The organism is Streptomyces sp. NPDC014623 (genome assembly GCF_043088245.1).
GTDB lineage: Bacteria > Actinomycetota > Actinomycetes > Streptomycetales > Streptomycetaceae > Streptomyces.
Map to the genome: position 1 here is coordinate 86,139 of NZ_JBIBZU010000024.1, position 17,944 is coordinate 104,082.

The window sequence follows — 17,944 nt, forward strand, 5'->3', positions numbered from 1 at the left end:
GCCCTCCTCAGCTGCGCTCACGGCCAGGCGGTGCTGCCGGTCGTCGAGCGGTTCCACCAGCCCCCGTTATGTTTTTCGCGGTCCTGCAAGAGGGCCGCTGGCCTCCGGGCCCGGCATGACTGTGCCCCCCTGTCGAAGGCATGATCTGGGGGGTGTCACCGGCCGTCGGAGACGCTGATGAGAGGTCCGGACACCGTCCGGTCCGGCGCAGTGCCGGGCAGTTCGCGGGCGGCAGGTCTGCATGACGTGGATGCGCGCGTACGACACCGATGCCGAGGCCGGCACCGTGAACACCCCTTGGGGAGAGGGAGGGCAACGATGCTCCGGATGTCCCGCTTACCGTTCCTCCTCGCGGGGTCGGCTCCTTGACACCGCGGCGCCTTTTTGGCCTTTCCGGCCCTCGGTCATAGTCGGCGCCATGGACTATGACGTAGTGGTGGCCGGAGGCGGCCCGGTCGGACTGATGCTGGCCTGCGAGCTCCGGCTCGGAGGCGCGCGGGTCGCCGTCTTGGAGCGCCTCACCGAAGTGGACCCGACGATCAAGGGCGGGGCGATCACCACGCCCAGCGCCGAGGCGCTCTACCGCCGGGGCATGCTGCCCGCGCTGGCCGAGCTGCAGCGGCAGGCGATGGACCGCTTCCAGGCATTCATGCGCGAGCGGAACGGCGGAGACTGGGCCGCGGGCCAAGGGCTCGGGTTCGTCGGGCACTTCGCCGGAATCATGCTGCGCGCCGACCTGGTCGACCGTGCGGAGCCGGGCCTCGGCGACACCGGACCCGCCGCCGAGATCGCTTTCGTGGCGCAGCAGGACATCGAGCGGTTGCTCGGCGGGCGGGCCGGCGAGCTCGGCGTCGACGTGCGCCGAGGAGTGGAGCTGACCGGCTTCGACGCGGACGACGCGGCCGTCACGGTGCGGACCAGCCACGGGGACGTACGCGCCGGCTGGCTCGTGGGTTGCGACGGCGGCCGCAGCACGGTCCGCAAGCTCGCGGGGTTCGCGTTCCCCGGCACGGATCCGGAGATCACCTGCCACCAGGCGGTCGTGGAGATGACCGGCGCTGAGGACCTGACGGTCGGCTGGGCCGCCACGGCCACCGGGGTCTACGCCCACGGGCCGATGCCGGGCCGCATCGTCACCGTGGAGTTCGACGGCCCGCCGGCCGACCGCTACGCGCCGGTCACCGCCGAGGACCTCCAGGCGAGGCTGCGCCGCGTCTCCGGCGTGGACGTCACGATCACCGGGGTGCGGACCGCGACCCGCTTCACCGACCACGCCCGCCAGGTCACCGAGTACCGCAAAGGCCGAGTGCTGCTGGCGGGTGACGCGGCGCACGTGCACTCCGCGTTCGGCAGCCAAGGGCTGAGCCTGGGTATCGGGGACGCGATGAACCTCGGCTGGAAGCTCGCCGCGGTGATCGGCGGCCGGGCACCGGAAGGACTGCTGGACACCTATACCGCCGAACGGCACCCGGTCGGTGCGAGGATCCTTGAATGGACCCGTTCCCAGGTCGCGGCCATGCGCCCGGACCCGCAGTCCCGGGCCCTGCGCGAGATCGTCAGCGACCTGGCGGAAACGGTCACGGGCACCACGTACCTCACCGCCCGGCTCAACAGCGCCGGGGTGCGCTACGAGCTGCCGGGCGAGCACCCGCTGACCGGCCGCAGCGCCCCGGACCTCGAGCTCGCCGACGGTAGCCGCCTCGCGGACCACCTCCACGGCGGCCGGGCGCTCCTGCTCGACCTCACCGACGACCCGGAGCTCCGGAACCTCACCGCGGGGTATGCCGACCGCGTCGACACCCTGACGGCCGGCTGTCCGTCCCGTCCGGAACTAGCGGCGGTCCTCGTCCGTCCGGACGGCTTCACCGCCTGGGCGGCCGACACGGGGGCGCAGGCGCCGACGGCCGGGCCCGCGGAGGTGCTGGAGGAGTGGTTCGGAGTGCCAGAGGGTGCGGTGACGCCGGACTGACCCGCCGCTTCGCCGACTGGCTCGCACCACAAGCCGGGTCCACCCACGGCCGCCGCACCTACCCGGTGTGGCGGCAACCCGCACCCCAGTCCCGGCCCAGCAGCAGCCCGGAGCTCTCACCGGCCGTCACGCATAACCGCCACGACCTCCGCCGGTGTTACGGCTCCCGGCACCCTGCGAGCCGGTGACCAGTGCAGACGTCTCCGCCGAGAGAACCCCGGCGGAGAAGGTCACCGCGGCATCCGTATACCGCGTGTTGAACAAGTGGACGTCGTGGGAGTCCTCACTCGTACGCGTGCACGCGCGCCGTGGACCCGGCGATTCACCGGAGCGCGGCGGTGATGACGAACCGGTGGACACCGGCCGCCGCCCACTGGGCACCGGACCGGCCCGCAGCGGCCCAACGTCTCCGGAGGGCACCGGATCACAGCTGGAACCGGCGCCGCGTACCGGGCTCGCCACCGAACACCTTGTCTTCGTCCAGGCCGCCGCCGCACCACCGGTCTGGACGAACAGACGAACAGACGAACAGACGGACAGACGGACAGACGGACAGCCCCGGACCTTACGGATCAAGCCGTAGGGCGGCGGCGTGCGCGGAGGAGGTGAACGCCCTTCACGGAGTAGACGGCGGCCATGAGCGCGAAGCCGACGAGGGAGAGCCAGATCCACACTTCCCTTACCGCGAGATGCAGCAACAGGCCACCGATGAGCAGCAGGCTCGCGACGGTATCCAGCAGGTCCAGACGTGCTTGGGCACGCACCGTGGGGTCGGGCCCGCGCAACCGGCGGACACCGGGAACAAGGGCGAGGGCCTGCAGAACAGCCAGAGCGAGAGCGATCCAGACCAACCAGTCAGGTATGTCCACGGCGCGCACTGTAGCGCTTGGGCCGGGCTGCTTCGCAGGGCGCCCCGCCGGCTTGGTCCGGCGGTCGGCCAGGGGACATTGTTCACGACCGGCCGCATCAGAATCCTTATACCTGAGACAGCATCACCTGCCCGAGGCAAAGCCCTACGCCAGCGATGTCCCACCCGAATCCCTCGCCCTACGACAGTGACGACCCCACCACTGACATCCCACTGACCAGCGCTGGAGGACCACAGGCCCGGACCGGCACCACTGACTCCCACCACCACCGGCACCAAACCGAGGGATTGCACGTGCCTGTGCCCTGGCCTGCGGTTTCCGCCCGCATTCCGCCTCCTCCATCAGGGCGGCCCGGAGATACTCCTGCGGGGCCGTCGACTTCCCGGCGCGGTAGCGCTCCACCGCGCGGCGTAAGACGCCCAGGCGCTCCGCCACGGTCTTGGTCGACCCCTCGGCCCGCGTGAGAAGGAATTTCACCTGTGCCTTTGCGGATTTCGGCGCGGGCCGGGTGAAGACCTTCCGCTCCGCCGCGCGAGGGCCTCCAGGACCTTGCCGCGGTGCGGGGCCGGCTGGCTGGCTGCTGCTCGTGATCGCTCATTCCACCTATGAGGTCGGCGGACCCTTGCGGAGAGCGGCCGGCCGTCCGGGCCGGTGGCTACGGCGGTTGCGGGTGTCCGTCCGTACGGTGGAAGGCATGACGATGTCCTCCGCCCCGCGCCGGTGCCCATACGGGTGCTGCCGCCCGGGGACCAGGAGGTCGTCGCCCCCCTGTGATCCCGGTGACAGACGCACGACCACTGGCGGTACGAAGCCGGGCCCCCCGCCTACCGCAACGGCCCCGGAGACGCGGTGGAGCCTGCCGAGTACCTGCAACTGTCCTTACCCCTCCAGGATGCGCTGGGGCCGTGCTGCGCACCCTGCCGCAGTTTCGACAAGGGGAGTTGCGGATCTGTCGTGGTGAGTGGCCGTGCCCGCCCCTGACCTGCCGTGGTGAGTCGACAGCCGGGAAACCCACCACGACCCGGAGGTCTGCTTTCCGCAGCCGTGCGCACTCACCACGGCAGGTCAGCGGGCAGCCGGTCAGCCGGCGTCGACGGCCTGGACCTCGTGGACGTCGACGCCAGGACCCGTCATCAGGTGGTCCAGGCACGAGGACGGGTCAGTTCTTCCCATTCGGGGCGGAGCAGTGAGAACACGGCGAGGTCGTGGCGGCTGCCGCGGTGGAGGCAGGCGGCGCGGCTGATCCCTTCCTGGGTGAAGCCGGATCTGGCGAGGACGGCGAGTGCGGGGGCGTTGTCGGTGTGGGTTTCCGCCGTGAGCCGGTACATCGGGAGTTCGCCGAAGGCCAGGTCCACCACAGCGTCGAGGGCGGCGGAGCCGTGGCCGTGCCGGCGGTGCTGAGCAGCGAGCATCAACTCGATCCGGGCCGTGCCGTCGACGATGTTCTGGCCGGTCAGCGCAATATGACCGACAGGGGTGCTGTCAGGAAGAAGGATGAGGAAGTCGTCGCGGTCGTCGTCCTCGACGTCGCGCTCGATGCGCTCGCGCATAGCGGTGAGTGAGCGTGGCCATATGCCCATGTGGTGGGCAACTGTGGGGTCGGACCGCCAGCCGTGCATGAGCTCGGCGTCGTCTGTGTCCAGTGCCGCAAGACCGACGGACCTGGCCCGCCAGGAGAACTCCCTCTCAGCCTCTGCGTCATGTTCGCCGCCTGTAACCCTGATGTCTTCGCTCATAGGCGGATGCTATGAGCGCCTCCAAGCCGGGACCACCAAGTTTCTCCACTCAGCAGCACGTGGTTGCGAGCAGCCGTCTCCATGACAGCCGGCCCACCCGATGCCGACCGGGCAGCAGCAGCCACCTGGTCACCTCATGACAGCAGACCGACCCGCATACGCACCCCGCTGTCAGGCAGCCAGCACTCCGCGCTGCTGACGCCCGCCTGCTGTCACGAGCCCACCCACTCACACGCGCTACGGGATGTGCGCCCGGCCTGTCCTGGATCGGCGCACCGGCGAGCGGGACGGCAGGACCCGCACGGGCAGTCCTGCTCCTTCCGCAGGGTGCCAGATACCCGGCGGCCAGCATCCTCACCTTGTCGGGAGAAGCCCTACGTATGTGCGCAGCTCTACCTGAGTGGCCGGAAGTCCGTAGGCGGTGAGGGTTTCGCCGATGCTCGCCGCGGTGTTCCACCACCCTTCGGAGAGGGCGGAGAGGGCGCACAGCGGCTGTTGCCGGGGGCGATGGAGACTCGCGCACGGGGACTGGGCAGGGGGGCGGGAAACAGGGCCGGCAGGACGGCCTTCGCCTTGAACAGCGTCTGCGAGGGGCCGATGGACGGCAGGCAGGCGGCGACGGCGGCGCGCGAGGCCGCGGAAGGAGGAAGGGCGATCAGGATGTCGGCGCTGAGGCCGCGGAAGTCGCCGTCGTCGTAATCGGTCACGAGTACAGGCGCAGGGGCTGCAGCCGCGGCAGCGAATTCTGCAACAGCCCGCTCGAGAAGCGAGTGGTCGGCAGCGTCGGCGCTTCGTGCGCTCTGGGCGATCGCCGTGGCAGCCGCCCAGCGTACGAGGGCGTCCTCGGCATCCGGCTCGGTGGCGAGAGCAGGTGCAAGAGCGGGCGTGCCGAGGATGCCGGCCGCCATGAGTGAGGTGGCCTCGGCGACGCCGTCGTGTTCGCGCGCAGCAAGGTCCGGCAGGAGAGGCACGGAGATATCCGCCGGTTCGGGAAACCAGGCCAGCAGATAGGCGGCGCGGGTCCGGACTCGCAGGTTTTCCTCATTCAAGAGGCCCAACAGAGCGGAAAGCTCGGCAAGGGCGGCGTCGTACGAACGCATCGACGAGTCCTGGGCATCGACCGGGTCGCCGGCCGCCATCCAGTCCCGGGTCTCTCGCGGATCGCGGCGACGCTGCTCGTCCCGCTCGGTGGCCAGTGCTTCGTCGTAGTCCGGAGAAAGCTTGCCGCAGGAGTGCTCGGCGGCTTCCGCCCCGCCAGGCGGCGATGTCGGTCCCGTCGATGACCTCGCGCTCCTCATCCCGGAGTTGGCCGCGAGGCCGGTCAGACGGCGCACCGTGTCCTCACGCGCCGGGTCCGGGCCGACGCGTGCGATCCGGGCAAGGACGGCACCGCGTACGGGGGCGCCTGACAGCGGTTGCCCTGATGCGCGAGGTGATCGAACAGACCGGTGACGGCCTGCCGTCCCCCTCCACCATGGTCGACCCCGGAGACCGTCTCACCCGGTCAGCCGGCGTGACAGTGCCTCACGGCAGGTTGAGGGTTACCAGGGGATGACGCCATCGTCCTCGAAGAACGAGCCGGTGGGGCCTCCGTCGGGCAGTGAGGCGAGCCGGATCGCCGTGGCTGCGCCTTGCTCGGGAGTACGGGGTCCGTGGAAGCCGGTGAAGTCGGTCGCGACCAGGCCCGGGCAGACGGCGTTGATCAGGATGCCCGTGTCGGCGAACTGCCGGGCGTACTGCACGGTCACGGCGTTGAGAAACGACTTCGAGGGCGCGTAGGCCGCCATGACGGGGCCTGTCTCGATGTCCGGGTCGACCTGCCGGGTCAGGGAGGCGACGGCACTGGAGACATTGACGATGCGTGGCGACGTCGAGCGCTGCAGCAGCGGCAGCATCGCGTTGGTCACCCGGATGACGCCGATGACGTTGGTCTCCACGACCCTGCGGACCACGTCGAGGTCGAGCGTGGTTGGGTCCTGCGCCCACCCCGGCCCCGTCTCTCCTGAGATGCCGGCGTTGTTGACCAGGACGTCCAGGCGCCCGGCCTGCCGTTCGATCAGTTCCGTGGCATCGCTGACGCTCTGGGCGCCGGTCACGTCCAGCGGCACCGCGAACGCGTCCGCCCCGGCGGCACGCAGCTTCTCGACGGCGGACTCGCGCCGTGCCTCGTCGCGGGCTCCCACGCCCACGCGGTAGCCGAGGGCGCCCAGCCCGGTCGCGATTTCGTACCCGATTCCCTTGTTCGCGCCGGTCACCAGCGCGATCTTCGTTTCGCTCATGCCGTTGATGTTCGCTCGCGGACAAGCGGTGCATCCAACACCGATACGGTGCCCTGCCATACCCGGTAGGTATCACCGAGGTATGTTGTGGCCATGGATACCTTGGAGACCCGCGAGTTGAGATACTTCCTGGCCGTCGCCGAGGAACTGCACTTCGGCCGCGCCGCCGAGCGCCTCGGCATGACACAGCCGCCGCTGTCCCGGGCGATCCAGCAGCTCGAGCGGCGCCTCGGCGTCTCCCTGCTGATACGCAACCGCCGTGGTGTTGCCCTGACCGGTGCCGGAGAGGTGCTGCTGCACGAGGGCCGCGCAGCCCTCGACGCGACCACCGCCGCCGCTCGCCGCACTCGTCGCGCCGGTGGTGCCGACAGTCCGGGCGGCCCCCGCAACCGCCTGGTGCTGGCAGTGAAGGCCGCCGCGTCTCACGAGCTGCTGCAGAAACTCCTCGACGCCTACGCGGCCGAACCCGACGCCGCCGAGATCGAGGTGCTGCCGAGCGGCATGTGTGAGCAGGCAGAGCTGCTGCGCGATGGCCGCGCTGACGTGGCGCTCATGCACGCGCCGTTCAACTCCCTCGCCGGGTTCGACAGCGAGGAACTGCTGACCGAGGGGCAGATCGCCATCCTGCCCGCCGGGCACCCCCTCGCCGCGCACAAGACGTTGTCCCTGGCCGACGTCAGCGACATCCCCGGTCTTCCGCTCGCCCGCTGGTCCCGCCACGGCACTTACCCACCCGGCCCGGGCCCGGAGATCCACGACCAGACGCAGTTGGCCCAGCTAATCGCCCTCGGACGCACAGTGGCCGTTTTCCCCGACTCCGCCCGCGCCTGGCTATGGGCCGAGCACACCGCCGTCCCCCTGACCGACGCAACTCCTGTGGTCACCCACATCGCCTGGCCCGCGCACAGCCGCTCCCTCGCCCTCGCCGGGCTGATCCGCACGGCCACACAGCTATGACCAGGGTGGTCGGGGCTACTGACGGGCTACGGAGAACCGATCGTCAAAGGTGACGCCGAAGGCGTTCAGGGCGGTCTTCCAGCGCAGGGCCCAGCGGGTCCGCCCCTTGCCGGTGGGGTCCAGGGACATGATCGGTTTGCAGACGCATTTCAGGGCGGCGGTCTCTCCGGCCCCACGTGCCGGCGACCACGGCGAACCGTTCGAGCGAGGCTTCCTCGGTCGGCACCGTGCAGACGGGCCTGAGGATCTCGGCGATCTCGTCCCGGTCCTGGCGGGCGGCACAGCGGAAGAAGTTCCGCAGCAGGTGGACGACTCAGGTCTGCACGATCGGTCATCGGTCATCGGCGCAGCCTCCATGATCAGGAGTTGCACCGAACGGTTTACGGTCCCTCGTCCGGTGCGCGGCCGGTGTGCCGACGACGGTAGGACTGGGCGAGGTGCCGCTGCAGCCGGTCATGGCGGAACTGATAGACGGCACCGGCTTGGCGCAGCACACCTCGTTGGTAGGCGTCTTCCAGGAAGGCGACCGTGTCCCAGGGCAGTTTGCGGGTCATCGGCAGCCAGACCCGGGACAGGGTCAGCCACTGTCCCCACGCGGTGAACGCGAGCACGTAGGACGTCGCCCCGCCCAGCCCCCCGGTCGCCCCGAGGAGAACAGCTTCCTGCAGCGGCCAGCGCAGTGTTCCCAGCAGTCCCTGGAACAGGTAGACCATGGCGTACCCGCACAGGACTGCTCCGAGACCGAGTGCCGGAACGAGCACGAGGAGCTGTCGGCCCGCCGTCGTACGGTTGACGGAAAGCAGCCGGATCGGCGTGGCGGCGGCGGTGATGTCCATGGGCGCTTCGAACGCCGCCAGGAGCCCGAAGACCAGCCCGGCCGTCAGGCCGATGATCAGCCCGTAGAGCAGCGTGTTGATGAGCACGATCTTCATCAGTTCCGTGTGCGACAGGGTGAGCTCGCTGTTCAGCACACTCACCAGGGCGACCGCCCAGGAGTACCCGATTCCCAGCACCGAGCCCCCCAGCAGCATGAACCCGAAGCGGGTGAAGAACGTGCGGAGGGGTCTCCGTCCGGCCCGACGGTCCGCGGCGGACAGCCTGAGCCGCACCCGGGACGGAACGGTGGCGGTTCGCCCGGACACGGCCAGCGCAAAGTACGTGACGCCGAAGGCGGTACCGGAGAACGCCCCGACCAGCACCCCGTACAGCAAGGACGGCCCCAGCCCCGCCGGCTCGGCGTGCCCGGAGGCGATGGCAAGCAGTTGCACGAGCCAGGTGGCCATGGCCATGCACAGCGCGGAGACCAGCACGGTGTGCAGGACGCGTGTGGAGACCCGCAGGTTCTGGCCGAGCCGCCACCAGGCGAGGTCCTGCTGGTCGTGCGCGCCCTGGGTCAGACTGTGCGCCAGATAGCCGAGCCAGCGCCGGGCCTGGTCCGGGTCCCGGTTTCGCTGCCCGCGGCCGGCGTCGGCCCGTTCGGGAGCGCGGCGCCGGTAGACCGTGGGTACGAAGCCTGCCAGCAGGTGTTCCTCAAGGTGGCTCGCGGTGGGAAAGCGTGCGGTGTCGAGCAGCTCCGCCGGGTCCTTTCCGGGTGCTTCGCTGTACATCGTCCGCACCAGGATGACCATCAAGGGGGTGCGCAGCACCTTGGCGAGCTGGGTGCTCGCCGGCGCGTCACGGACCCGCAGCCGCTCCAGGACGGCATCCCACACGCCCGCGCCACCGCCCTCGCCGCCGTGGGCGACGAGCCGGTCGGTCCGGGGGAGGTAAGCGGCGAGGTCCTCGACCGTGAGGTCGGTGAGTTCGATGCCGGCGGCCCACACCAACGGTGCGTGCACCGCGCGGACCGCACGAGCGTACTCGTCCCGGCGGCTGGTCAGGACCAGCGGAAGTGAGGTTGCGTTGAGCGTTTCGAGTGCCGCTGCGCGCAGGGCTTCTGCGATCTCGTCGAACCCGTCCAGGACCGGCAGTATCAGGTCGGCGTCGACCAGCGCGGCGGCCAGCGTCGAGCCGCTGGGGACCCGGCGGCCCAGGTGCGGGTGATCCCGTAGGAGCCGGTCGACCAGGAGGTCGCGCAACGTGGTGGTGGTCGGGTCCCACGACCCGATGCTGAAGATCACCGGTACCCGGGCCGGAGCGGCGGGGGCCGCGAGGAGGCCAAGGGCGAACTTGACGGCCAGCACCGACTTTCCGGAGCCGGCCCGGCCGAGTACCACCAGTCTCCTTGAGGCGATGCTCCGGTAGGTCTCGACCACGCTCCGCAGGTCACCGCTCAGATTCAGGCCCTGAGGCGTGGCTCCCGGTTGCAGGCGCTGGATGTTCTCCGGGTGATCCATCAACTCGGCCGGAACCGGCTGCCATCGAACGGGGAGCGGAAAAGGATCGTGGACGCGGCGGTGTCCCTCCTCGCGCTGCCAGCGGCGCCTGACCTCACGGGCCAGCGAGGCAGCGGCGTCGGCGAGCCCGCCGGCCGGCGGATCGGCCGGTGCGGCCGGTGCCGGTTCTGGAGGTGCGGCCGGTGCGGCCGGTGCCGGTCGCGGCGGCTCGACGGCCGCTGCCTGCTGCGCCCTGTCCAGCGTGCCCGTCAGCTGCCGCCGTTCCTCCGTCCCGGCCTCGAGGGCGTCCGCCAGCAGGTGCAGTGTTCTCAGCCGGTGGTCGGTGGACCTGCCCGTCTCCAGCCTGCGAATGGTGCGCACACTCACCGTGGACCGCTCCGCCAACTGCTCCTGCGTGAGGCGGGTGCGCTTGCGCAACCGGCGTAGGAGCGCGCCTAGTTCGTCCGTCAATCCGGGCTCCCAGCTCACACGGGTACCGAAGGCCAGCTAGAGCGTAGCGTGACGACCGGTCACACATGGCCGGTCTCCTGGCCTGTTCCCTGAGCTGCGCGAACGCCACCGTTGTCGAGCCGGCGGCCTCGCCGGCCCCATCACGCAGAGGAGACACCAGGTTGAGCTCTCTGACGCCTCGCCGCCTTCGCGCCATCGGCGTACTGCTCGCGGCCTTGGTACCGACCGCACTCATCGGCCCCGCCGCCCGGGCGGACACACCGGTCATCCCCGACTTCACCGACGGCTTCGGCCTGACGGAGGCCGCCGATGCGACCGAGGTGCACTCCAGCACCGACTTCACGATCACCGTGACCACACCGCAGGTGTCCGGCCCGCACAAGATCCGCGTTTTCCTGCCTCGCGGATATGCCACCGACCCGGACAAGCGGTGGCCCGTCACGTACTTCCTGCACGGAGGCGGCGGCAGCGTGAACGACGCGGTGGCCGCTCCCGCCCTGCGCTCCGACAAGATGATCACCGTCGTCCCGGACGGCGGCCTCAAAGGCTGGTACACCGACTGGCTGATGCAGAACACCGCGGTGGGAGCGGCCAGGTGGGAGACCTTCCATCTGGAGCAGGTCATCCCCTATGTCGACGCCAACCTGCGCACCGTTCCCGACCGTGCGCACCGGGCAGTCGTCGGCCTGTCCATGGGCGGCTCCGGCGCGCTGCACTACGCCCAGGCCCGGCCCGGCCTGTTCGGCCACACAGCTTCGCTGTCCGGCGGGATCGACTTCGCCAAGGCCGAGGTCCGCGCGGCGGTCCTGGCCACAGAGCTCAACCTCACGGGCGCCTGGTGCGCGGTGAGCAGTTCCTCCAGCCCGTCCGGCACCGGCAAGTGCACCGGCTACGGCCCGTACGTCGACAGCGACGCGGTCTTCGGCTCGCCGTACCCGTTTCTGGGTGCCGACCACCTTTGGAACGCCTACGATCCCGCCGCTCCGGCCAACCTGTCCAAGCTCCACGACACCGAGGTCACGCTCTACACCGGGGACCGGGGCCTGATCGACGCCCACACCGCGACTGCCGCCGCCACCGTCAAGGCACGTCTGGACCGGCTCGGCATCCCCAGCCGGCTCGTCGACTACGGCAACGGGGCATCGCTCTCCCCCGGTTGCGACGGTGGCCACACCTACGGCTGCTGGGCCCCCGCGTTCGCGGACTACGTCCCGCGCCTGGAAGCCGCCTTCGCGACAGCGGCGACGAACTGACGTCACAGTGACCTTTCTCCGAGGAGTGCACACCATGGTGATCAAACGGAACAGGACCAAACTCTCCCTCGTGGCCGGTGCCGTGTGCGCGATGCTGCTGACGCTGGCGGCCCCGGCGGCGCATGCCCGGACGGCCGAGGACGACCACACCGCCACACTCGCGGCGCTCAAGGCGTTCCAGGCGAGCGCGGGGCCGGGCGCCGCGATCCGCGCCGGGGACGCCGGCGAATCCTGGACGCTGTCGGCCGGCACGGGCACCGTCAACAGCGTCCGGCCCATCCAGCCGGACGAACACTTCCGCATCGGCAGCCAGACCAAGACCTTCACCGCGGCGGTGGTGCTGCAACTGGTCGACGAGGGCAAGGTCTCGCTGGACGCGGCCATCGCGAACTACCTGCCCGGTGTAGTCACCGGCAACGGCTACGACGGCACCCGCATCACCGTACGCCAGCTGCTCCAGCACACCAGCGGCCTCGCGGCGTACACCCCTCAGCTGGTCGTCGACAAGCCCGTATCCAACCCGGACGGTACGTACGACCTGGCCGAGTTGGTGCGCAAGGGGCTGAGCTACGCACCGGTCTCCGCACCCGGGGCCGGCTTCACGTACTCCAACACCAACTACCTGGTCCTCGGCATGCTCGTCGAGAAGGTGACGGGGCAGCCGGTGCACGAGACCGTCACCAGCCGCGTCATCGAACCGCTGGGCCTGAGCCGAACCTTCTTCCCCGCACCCGGCGACCGCGCCCTGCCCACCCCGGCCGTCAACGGCTATCACGGCGTACGCGCCGGGAGCTTCTACTTCTGGACGCCCGCCCTCACCTACGACCCGTCCCTTTTCAGCAGCGCGGGGGCGATGACCTCGACGCTGGAGGACCTCACCGCCTTCTATCAGGCGCTGGTCGCGGGCAGGGTCGTCTCGGCCGTGGGCCTGGCCGAGATGCAGAAGGTGCGAGAGGCCGGACCCGGTGTCAGCTTCGGCCTCGGCATCGGCAGGAAGGAGCTGTCCTGCGGCATCGTGGCCTGGGGCCACAGCGGCGGGGTGCCCGGCTACCTGTCGCAGACCATGGTCGCCGGGAACGGCCGGCACGCATCCGTCGTGACCAACGCACTGTTCCAGATCAACCCACCGGCCGACCAACTGCACGAACTCCTGGACACGGCTCTGTGCGAGGACGCGGCACAGCGCCCCTGATCCCCCGTCCCGCACAGAACGGCACGGGGCGGGGGCGGCCCGGCCGGGCCGCCCCCGCCCCTCCCCCCGGCTCCCGGTGCCAACCGGCCAGGTCCCGGCCCGCCCCTCCTACGGCTGGGCACTGCGCGGACAGCGCCCCACCACGGCCGCCCCCGGGCCGGACGTTCATGACGGCCCCACCGGCCGTCCCTCCGGCCCGCCCCCCGTGCCACGCCGAGGCAGGCGTGACACCACCCTCCACCCCTACCCACGGCATCAAGGAGCCGACATGGCATACCGCTACCGGTGCGGCGAGTGTGGTTTCTCCACACGGTGGACCACCGAGTCCGAGGCCGAGGATCTCTCGGCCGCCCACTATGCCGACCGCCACCCCCAACTCGTCCCGGGCGGCAGCGTCGAGATCAACCGGAAGAACCCCGAAACCGTCGGCTGCCTCCCGATGATCGGCATCGCACTCCTCCTGCTCCTGGTCATCGCCTCGTGCCAGCGGTAGGCGACGGGCCGCCGGCCCTACGAAGGACCGACCGATCGAAGGGAACGACATGACCTAGCCGACCCCCACGGAAGGCGCAAAGCCCGGGTCACCGCCGGCCACACCACCCCGGCCCGGTCATCTGCCGAGGCAGAGACGGGGAGCCGGGTTCCGCCGGCTCCAGGAGCCGACCAGCCGTCCAGGACTTGTGCTGCTGGGCGGCATTCCGACCCTCGTCCTGGCGCTGGTTGCCGGACTGCTGGCACTGGACGGGCATAACTCCGGATCCGACGAGCGGCAGGCCAGGACACAACGGAACCTGCAACCGTTCAGGGAAGCTGTCGAGTCCCTGGCCGATGCCCCTGGCCTGCGCTACAAGGACACCTCGACTCCCGGCATCACCGAGAACGACATCACCGTCACCGCCGGCGGCAGCCAGTTCGGCACCACGTCCTCCGGCCGGAGCGACAACGGCCGGGACCCGCTGCGCATCGGTGGCAAGAAGTTCACGCGGTGGCAGGTCGACCCCGCCCCCAGGAAGGACGTGGGGGCCGGCGAGAAGGCGCCGCCCAGCGAGTGGACCGTGGGGCTGGACGACGGCTCCGAGCCGATGGACGAGGCGCTGGCCCGCACCATCGCCCCGTCAGCGCTGGCGGCCGTGCTGGACAAGGCCCTGGCTGACCTGGAGAAGTCACCGCTGCCGACAGCGAACGGCTCGAAGGCGTCGGGCGCGTCCGGGCAGCGGCCGTTGAGCGTGAACGGAACGCCCGCATCGGGCATCGACACCTCGGCGGGCCGCCTGCTGGTGACGAAGGGGAAGCCGCACCGGGTGCTGCGGCTGGAGGCGTACGGCCTTCGCGATGGCCTCGCCGGCATGGGGGACCAGCTGGAGAACGGTGAAACGCCGGCAGCCCCCCGCACGGTGACCACCGGGCCCCTGGCGGCCGGTGGCGCCGAGGGCATGGACCTGTCCCCGGTCCTCGCCGACGCTGCCGACAAGATGTTCGGCACCCTGGCACAGCACTGCTTCCGTTCGGTGTCCAGGCCCTGGGTGCAGCACCGGCAGGTGGTACGGAGCCGGTCGAGGAAGGTGCGGACGTCCTTGGTGGTCAGCCGTGCGGCCTTCTTGGTGCCGGGGAGGAGGTGGACGAGCAGGTGCTGCTGCGCTCCCGGCAGGGAACAGACATGACGGCATCGTTTCCCGGGAGGGGTGTCTCAGCCCCGCAGGTGTCTCAGGCGGCGCAGCTTCCATGGGCGAGACGTGACGGGCGTCACGGCCACGTGCCGCAGCGGCCGCTCAGAGGTGGCCGTCCAGGAACCTCCGTACCTCGGCAAGGGTCATAGGCCCCGTGCCGTGCGCCACCACCTCTCCCTCCTTCAGCAGGACCCAGGACGGGGCACCGGTGATCCCGTATCGCTCGGTTGCGGCTGGACAACGCGTGATGTCGGCACGGACGACCGTCAGGCGGCTCGTGCAGTCGTCGACGATGCCACCCACGGCGAGGTCCATCACCCGGCAGGGCTCGATTGCCTTGGGCCATGTCCCGGTGAAGTACGCGAGGACCGGAACTCCGCTCATCCCGAGGATGAAGTCGAACTCCGCGTCCTCACGGGGCCGGTGAACCCACTTCGCCATGCGAGCTCCTGATCTCACGTCCGTTGTTCCATCCCCATCATCCCTCGCGCGGTGTACCCAGGCCGGCCCGGTCGGTTGGCCTGTCGGAAGGGAGGCACGGGGGGCCGTCGCAGAACCACGGTGGTCCCCCGCGCGAGCCGCCCGGCCCCGCCTCTGGTGACCCGGCCTGGCCGCCCCGCCGGTCACCCAGCTGCAGCCCGCCGCGCGCCCGTGGGTCAGCTCGTGCCGGAACAGCGCCCTCCACGACGAAATGAAAGCCGTTTTCCAGGGCGTAGCGGACCGGATCACCGACCAGATGCTCGATGAGTGCGTCGACGAGCGGACCGGTACGCATCGTCCACCGGCTCCAGTCGAGCCGTGTTCGCCACCGCGCTTCTCAGGGACAGCGCTCCCGACGGGCTTCCCGAGACCTTGTCCGGTCTTCGCATCAGCCCCCCGTCTCAGCTGGCCGATACCGCTCTTCCCCGGGCCGCATGAGCCATCTGGTGGCACCGGGAACGAGGAAGTACTCGTCAGCCGGCCCCAAGGCCGACCGCCAGCGTCAGTTCAAGGACCCGGTGTGGCGATGCGAGATCCGGAAACAGCTCCCGCAGCTGCGACATCCGGTACCGGACTGTCTGGGGATGAACGAACAACGCCGCCGCCACCTCCTCCCGCCTGCCCTGGTGCAGCAGCCACGCCCGCAACGTCTCCTCCAGCCGCCGCGCGGTCGCGACTGGCAAGGTCCGCAACGGTGCCAGGGCCCGGGTACGCAGGTCCGCGAACGCCTCCACGTCGGCGCTCAGCACCAGCTCAGGCAGGTGGTCCTCGGTGTCGCGAACATCAGAGGAGAGGGAGCGCGCGCGTACGGCTCGTGCGTACGAGGCGGACGCACGCGTCCATGGCCGGGCCGGGCCGACCACGGCAGTGCGGCCGGTCAGCTGCCTCAAGAGGTGTGAGCGGTCCGCATCGGGGACGAACAGCACACCGGTGGCGTCCGGCAGATCGTCCAGGACGAGGGTGCTCGGGTCGAGCGCGCGGTAGGCAGGCCGGGCCTGGGCGGCGGGCAGCAGGACCGCGGTCAGCGAGACCGGGGGCTGCCACCCGGCCCGTTGGGCAGAGGCCAGCAGCACGTCCTGGCTCGCGTCGGCGAGGAGGTCGCGGGTCAGGTGTTCCAGGTGGCGCTCGTGGGCCCTGCCCCGGGCGGCCAGTTCGTCGGCGTGGCCCGCGGCGCTCGCGGCGGAGAGCTCGTCGATGTAGGCGAAGGTCAGCTCGGCGAACTTGGCGACCTCGGCGGCGGGCAGACCCGCGGGTACGGCCCCAGCTGCCAGGCATCGCCAGGCCACGCGGGCGCCGACGCGGTATGCGCCGAGTAGGGCGTCCATCGAACGGCCGTCGCGCACCTCGCCGCGGCCCAGCTCGTAGGCTGCGTCACCGGCGTCGCCGCCTGTGGCGTTCCCGCTCGCGAGGTCCAGGTAGTGCCCCAGGGCGGTGCGGACGGCTCGGCGGATGGTGGCGCCCATGTGGCCCGAAAGGGCGTTGGCGTAGGGAGGGACCTCGTCGATGATCGCCTGGACGACCTCGTCGGCGGTGGTCTTCAGCGCGGCCCGAAGTGCGGTGATTGTTGTTTCGTCCAGGGCCAGTTCGCTGGCCCTCCGGATTGCATGGCTCACTTTTTGTTTCCCGCGAACAATTCAGCCGATCAGATTTACGTCCTACGGTCAGGACTTTACGCCTTGTGGCACAGCAAGCTGGAGCCATGACGAGTGCAGCCCTGCGCAGCAGGGCGTGGAAACTGCTGGAGATGGTCACGACGCCGCTGTTGCCGTCGGACTACCTCGACCTGGTCAGCCCGCTGCGTGCGGGCGCTGACCTACGTGGGCGCATCGAGGCCGTGCATCCCGAGACGGGTGACGCCGCGACCATCGTGATCAGACCGGGACGGGGCTGGCGCAGCCACACAGCCGGTCAGTACGTGCGGATCGGGGTCGATGTCGACGGGGTGCGCCTGTGGCGTGCCTACTCCATCACCTCGCCGACGAACCGCCGGGACGGCCGCTTCACGATCACCGTGAAGGCGATCGTGGGCGGCAAGGTCAGCAACCACCTGGTCCGCAGGGCGAAACCGGGCACGCTGATCCAGCTCGACCAGGCGACCGGTGACTTCGTGCTGCCGCGGGCCAAGCCCGCCAAGGTGCTCTACCTGACGGCCGGCAGCGGCATCACGCCTGTGATGGGCATGCTGCGCGACACCGAGTTCGACGACGTCGTCATGGTCCACTGCGCGCCACAGCCGCAAGACGTGATCTTCCGCAGCGAACTGCACGACCTGGTCGCGGACAAGAAGCTGCGGCTCACCGAGGTGCACACCGCCACGGACGGCATGCTCGACATCGCCCGTCTCGACGAACTCGTGCCCGACTGGGCCGAGCGCGAGACCTGGGCTTGCGGACCCGCGGGCCTGCTCGACGCCGCCGAAGAGCACTGGACCGAGCACGGCGTACGAGAGCTCCTGCACACCGAACGCTTCCGCCCCGGCATCGTCGCCGTCGGCGCCGGCGGCGAGGTCACGTTCAGCGCCACCGGCAAGACCGTCGGCGCGGACGGCGCCACGCCGTTGCTGGACGTCGGCGAGGAGGCCGGCGTGCTCATGCCCTCCGGATGCCGCATGGGCATCTGCTTCGGCTGCGTCACGCCGCTCAAGGCGGGCGCCGTCCGCGACCTGCGCACCGGCGAGATCACCGAGGCCGAGCCGGGCGTCCTCATCCAGACCTGCGTGTCCGCCGCGGCGGGCCCCTGCGACATCGAACGGTAGG

General features: G+C 70.4%; 14 protein-coding genes and 1 pseudogene. 7 read left to right on the plus strand and 8 right to left on the minus strand.

Annotated features, from left to right (window positions below; translation table 11 throughout):
- The first annotated feature begins 418 nt into the window (after positions 1 to 418).
- Complete coding sequence (locus ACF1FZ_RS30160) at positions 419 to 1,969, plus strand: FAD-dependent monooxygenase (protein ID WP_391776553.1); 1,551 nt, start codon at positions 419 to 421, stop codon at positions 1,967 to 1,969.
- 572 nt (positions 1,970 to 2,541) lie between these two features.
- Here ACF1FZ_RS30160 and ACF1FZ_RS30165 read toward each other — a convergent pair.
- The 4 genes from ACF1FZ_RS30165 to ACF1FZ_RS30180 form a co-directional block, all read right to left on the minus strand.
- Complete coding sequence (locus ACF1FZ_RS30165; RefSeq protein WP_391776554.1) at positions 2,542 to 2,838, minus strand: hypothetical protein; 297 nt, start codon at positions 2,836 to 2,838, stop codon at positions 2,542 to 2,544.
- Between the two features lie 1,133 nt (positions 2,839 to 3,971).
- A complete protein-coding gene (locus ACF1FZ_RS30170; protein WP_391776555.1) occupies positions 3,972 to 4,574 on the minus strand; it encodes a GNAT family N-acetyltransferase in 603 nt (200 codons plus the stop codon).
- A gap of 392 nt (positions 4,575 to 4,966) precedes the next feature.
- A complete protein-coding gene (locus ACF1FZ_RS30175) occupies positions 4,967 to 5,908 on the minus strand; it encodes a hypothetical protein (RefSeq protein ID WP_391776556.1) in 942 nt (313 codons plus the stop codon).
- Between the two features lie 207 nt (positions 5,909 to 6,115).
- Positions 6,116 to 6,853, minus strand: a complete 738-nt coding sequence (locus tag ACF1FZ_RS30180; RefSeq protein ID WP_391776557.1) for an SDR family oxidoreductase — start codon at positions 6,851 to 6,853, stop codon at positions 6,116 to 6,118.
- A gap of 93 nt (positions 6,854 to 6,946) precedes the next feature.
- On the opposite strand from ACF1FZ_RS30180, the gene ACF1FZ_RS30185 reads away from it, so the two are divergent.
- On the plus strand, positions 6,947 to 7,810 hold the full coding sequence (locus tag ACF1FZ_RS30185) for a LysR family transcriptional regulator (RefSeq protein ID WP_391776558.1): 864 nt from the start codon (positions 6,947 to 6,949) through the stop codon (positions 7,808 to 7,810).
- A 15-nt stretch (positions 7,811 to 7,825) separates the two neighbouring features.
- On the opposite strand, the pseudogene ACF1FZ_RS30190 reads toward ACF1FZ_RS30185, so the two are convergent.
- Together ACF1FZ_RS30190 and ACF1FZ_RS30195 are read right to left on the minus strand one after the other, a co-directional pair.
- Positions 7,826 to 7,975, minus strand: a pseudogene (locus ACF1FZ_RS30190) (IS256 family transposase); the annotation flags it as partial.
- 215 nt (positions 7,976 to 8,190) lie between these two features.
- Complete coding sequence (locus ACF1FZ_RS30195; RefSeq protein ID WP_391776559.1) at positions 8,191 to 10,596, minus strand: helix-turn-helix domain-containing protein; 2,406 nt, start codon at positions 10,594 to 10,596, stop codon at positions 8,191 to 8,193.
- A gap of 161 nt (positions 10,597 to 10,757) precedes the next feature.
- On the opposite strand from ACF1FZ_RS30195, the gene ACF1FZ_RS30200 reads away from it, so the two are divergent.
- The 4 genes from ACF1FZ_RS30200 to ACF1FZ_RS30215 all read left to right on the plus strand — a co-directional run bounded on the left by ACF1FZ_RS30200 (position 10,758) and on the right by ACF1FZ_RS30215 (position 14,702).
- Positions 10,758 to 11,849: an alpha/beta hydrolase gene (locus ACF1FZ_RS30200; protein ID WP_391776560.1), complete on the plus strand. Its 1,092-nt coding sequence runs from the start codon at positions 10,758 to 10,760 to the stop codon at positions 11,847 to 11,849.
- 34 nt (positions 11,850 to 11,883) lie between these two features.
- A complete protein-coding gene (locus ACF1FZ_RS30205) occupies positions 11,884 to 13,041 on the plus strand; it encodes a serine hydrolase domain-containing protein (RefSeq protein WP_391776561.1) in 1,158 nt (385 codons plus the stop codon).
- A gap of 268 nt (positions 13,042 to 13,309) precedes the next feature.
- On the plus strand, positions 13,310 to 13,534 hold the full coding sequence (locus ACF1FZ_RS30210) for a hypothetical protein (RefSeq protein WP_391776562.1): 225 nt from the start codon (positions 13,310 to 13,312) through the stop codon (positions 13,532 to 13,534).
- A gap of 187 nt (positions 13,535 to 13,721) precedes the next feature.
- Positions 13,722 to 14,702 carry a hypothetical protein gene (locus tag ACF1FZ_RS30215; RefSeq protein ID WP_391776563.1) on the plus strand — a complete coding sequence of 327 codons (981 nt, stop codon included), beginning with the start codon at positions 13,722 to 13,724 and terminating at the stop codon, positions 14,700 to 14,702.
- Between the two features lie 108 nt (positions 14,703 to 14,810).
- Here the strand turns inward: ACF1FZ_RS30215 and ACF1FZ_RS30220 are convergent, their stop codons facing one another.
- Together ACF1FZ_RS30220 and ACF1FZ_RS30225 are read right to left on the minus strand one after the other, a co-directional pair.
- Positions 14,811 to 15,149 carry a thioredoxin family protein gene (locus tag ACF1FZ_RS30220; protein ID WP_391776564.1) on the minus strand — a complete coding sequence of 113 codons (339 nt, stop codon included), beginning with the start codon at positions 15,147 to 15,149 and terminating at the stop codon, positions 14,811 to 14,813.
- Positions 15,150 to 15,661: 512 nt separating this feature from the next.
- Positions 15,662 to 16,801 (minus strand): PucR family transcriptional regulator, encoded by a 1,140-nt coding sequence (locus ACF1FZ_RS30225; protein ID WP_391776565.1) that lies wholly within the window; start codon positions 16,799 to 16,801, stop codon positions 15,662 to 15,664.
- A gap of 86 nt (positions 16,802 to 16,887) precedes the next feature.
- On the opposite strand from ACF1FZ_RS30225, the gene ACF1FZ_RS30230 reads away from it, so the two are divergent.
- On the plus strand, positions 16,888 to 17,943 hold the full coding sequence (locus ACF1FZ_RS30230; protein ID WP_391776566.1) for a ferredoxin reductase: 1,056 nt from the start codon (positions 16,888 to 16,890) through the stop codon (positions 17,941 to 17,943).
- Position 17,944: the final 1 nt, after the last annotated feature.

Bases quoted from the DNA above. Each gene is read 5' to 3' on its own strand.
- ACF1FZ_RS30160 (WP_391776553.1), top strand. From the start codon at position 419: ATGGACTATGACGTAGTGGTGGCCGGAGGCGGCCCGGTCGGACTGATG.
- ACF1FZ_RS30180 (WP_391776557.1), bottom strand. From the start codon at position 6,853: ATGAGCGAAACGAAGATCGCGCTGGTGACCGGCGCGAACAAGGGAATC.
- ACF1FZ_RS30185 (WP_391776558.1), top strand. From the start codon at position 6,947: ATGGATACCTTGGAGACCCGCGAGTTGAGATACTTCCTGGCCGTCGCC.
- ACF1FZ_RS30220 (WP_391776564.1), bottom strand. From the start codon at position 15,149: ATGGCGAAGTGGGTTCACCGGCCCCGTGAGGACGCGGAGTTCGACTTC.
- ACF1FZ_RS30210 (WP_391776562.1), top strand. From the start codon at position 13,310: ATGGCATACCGCTACCGGTGCGGCGAGTGTGGTTTCTCCACACGGTGG.
- ACF1FZ_RS30170 (WP_391776555.1), bottom strand. From the start codon at position 4,574: ATGAGCGAAGACATCAGGGTTACAGGCGGCGAACATGACGCAGAGGCT.
- ACF1FZ_RS30230 (WP_391776566.1), top strand. From the start codon at position 16,888: ATGACGAGTGCAGCCCTGCGCAGCAGGGCGTGGAAACTGCTGGAGATG.
- ACF1FZ_RS30205 (WP_391776561.1), top strand. From the start codon at position 11,884: ATGGTGATCAAACGGAACAGGACCAAACTCTCCCTCGTGGCCGGTGCC.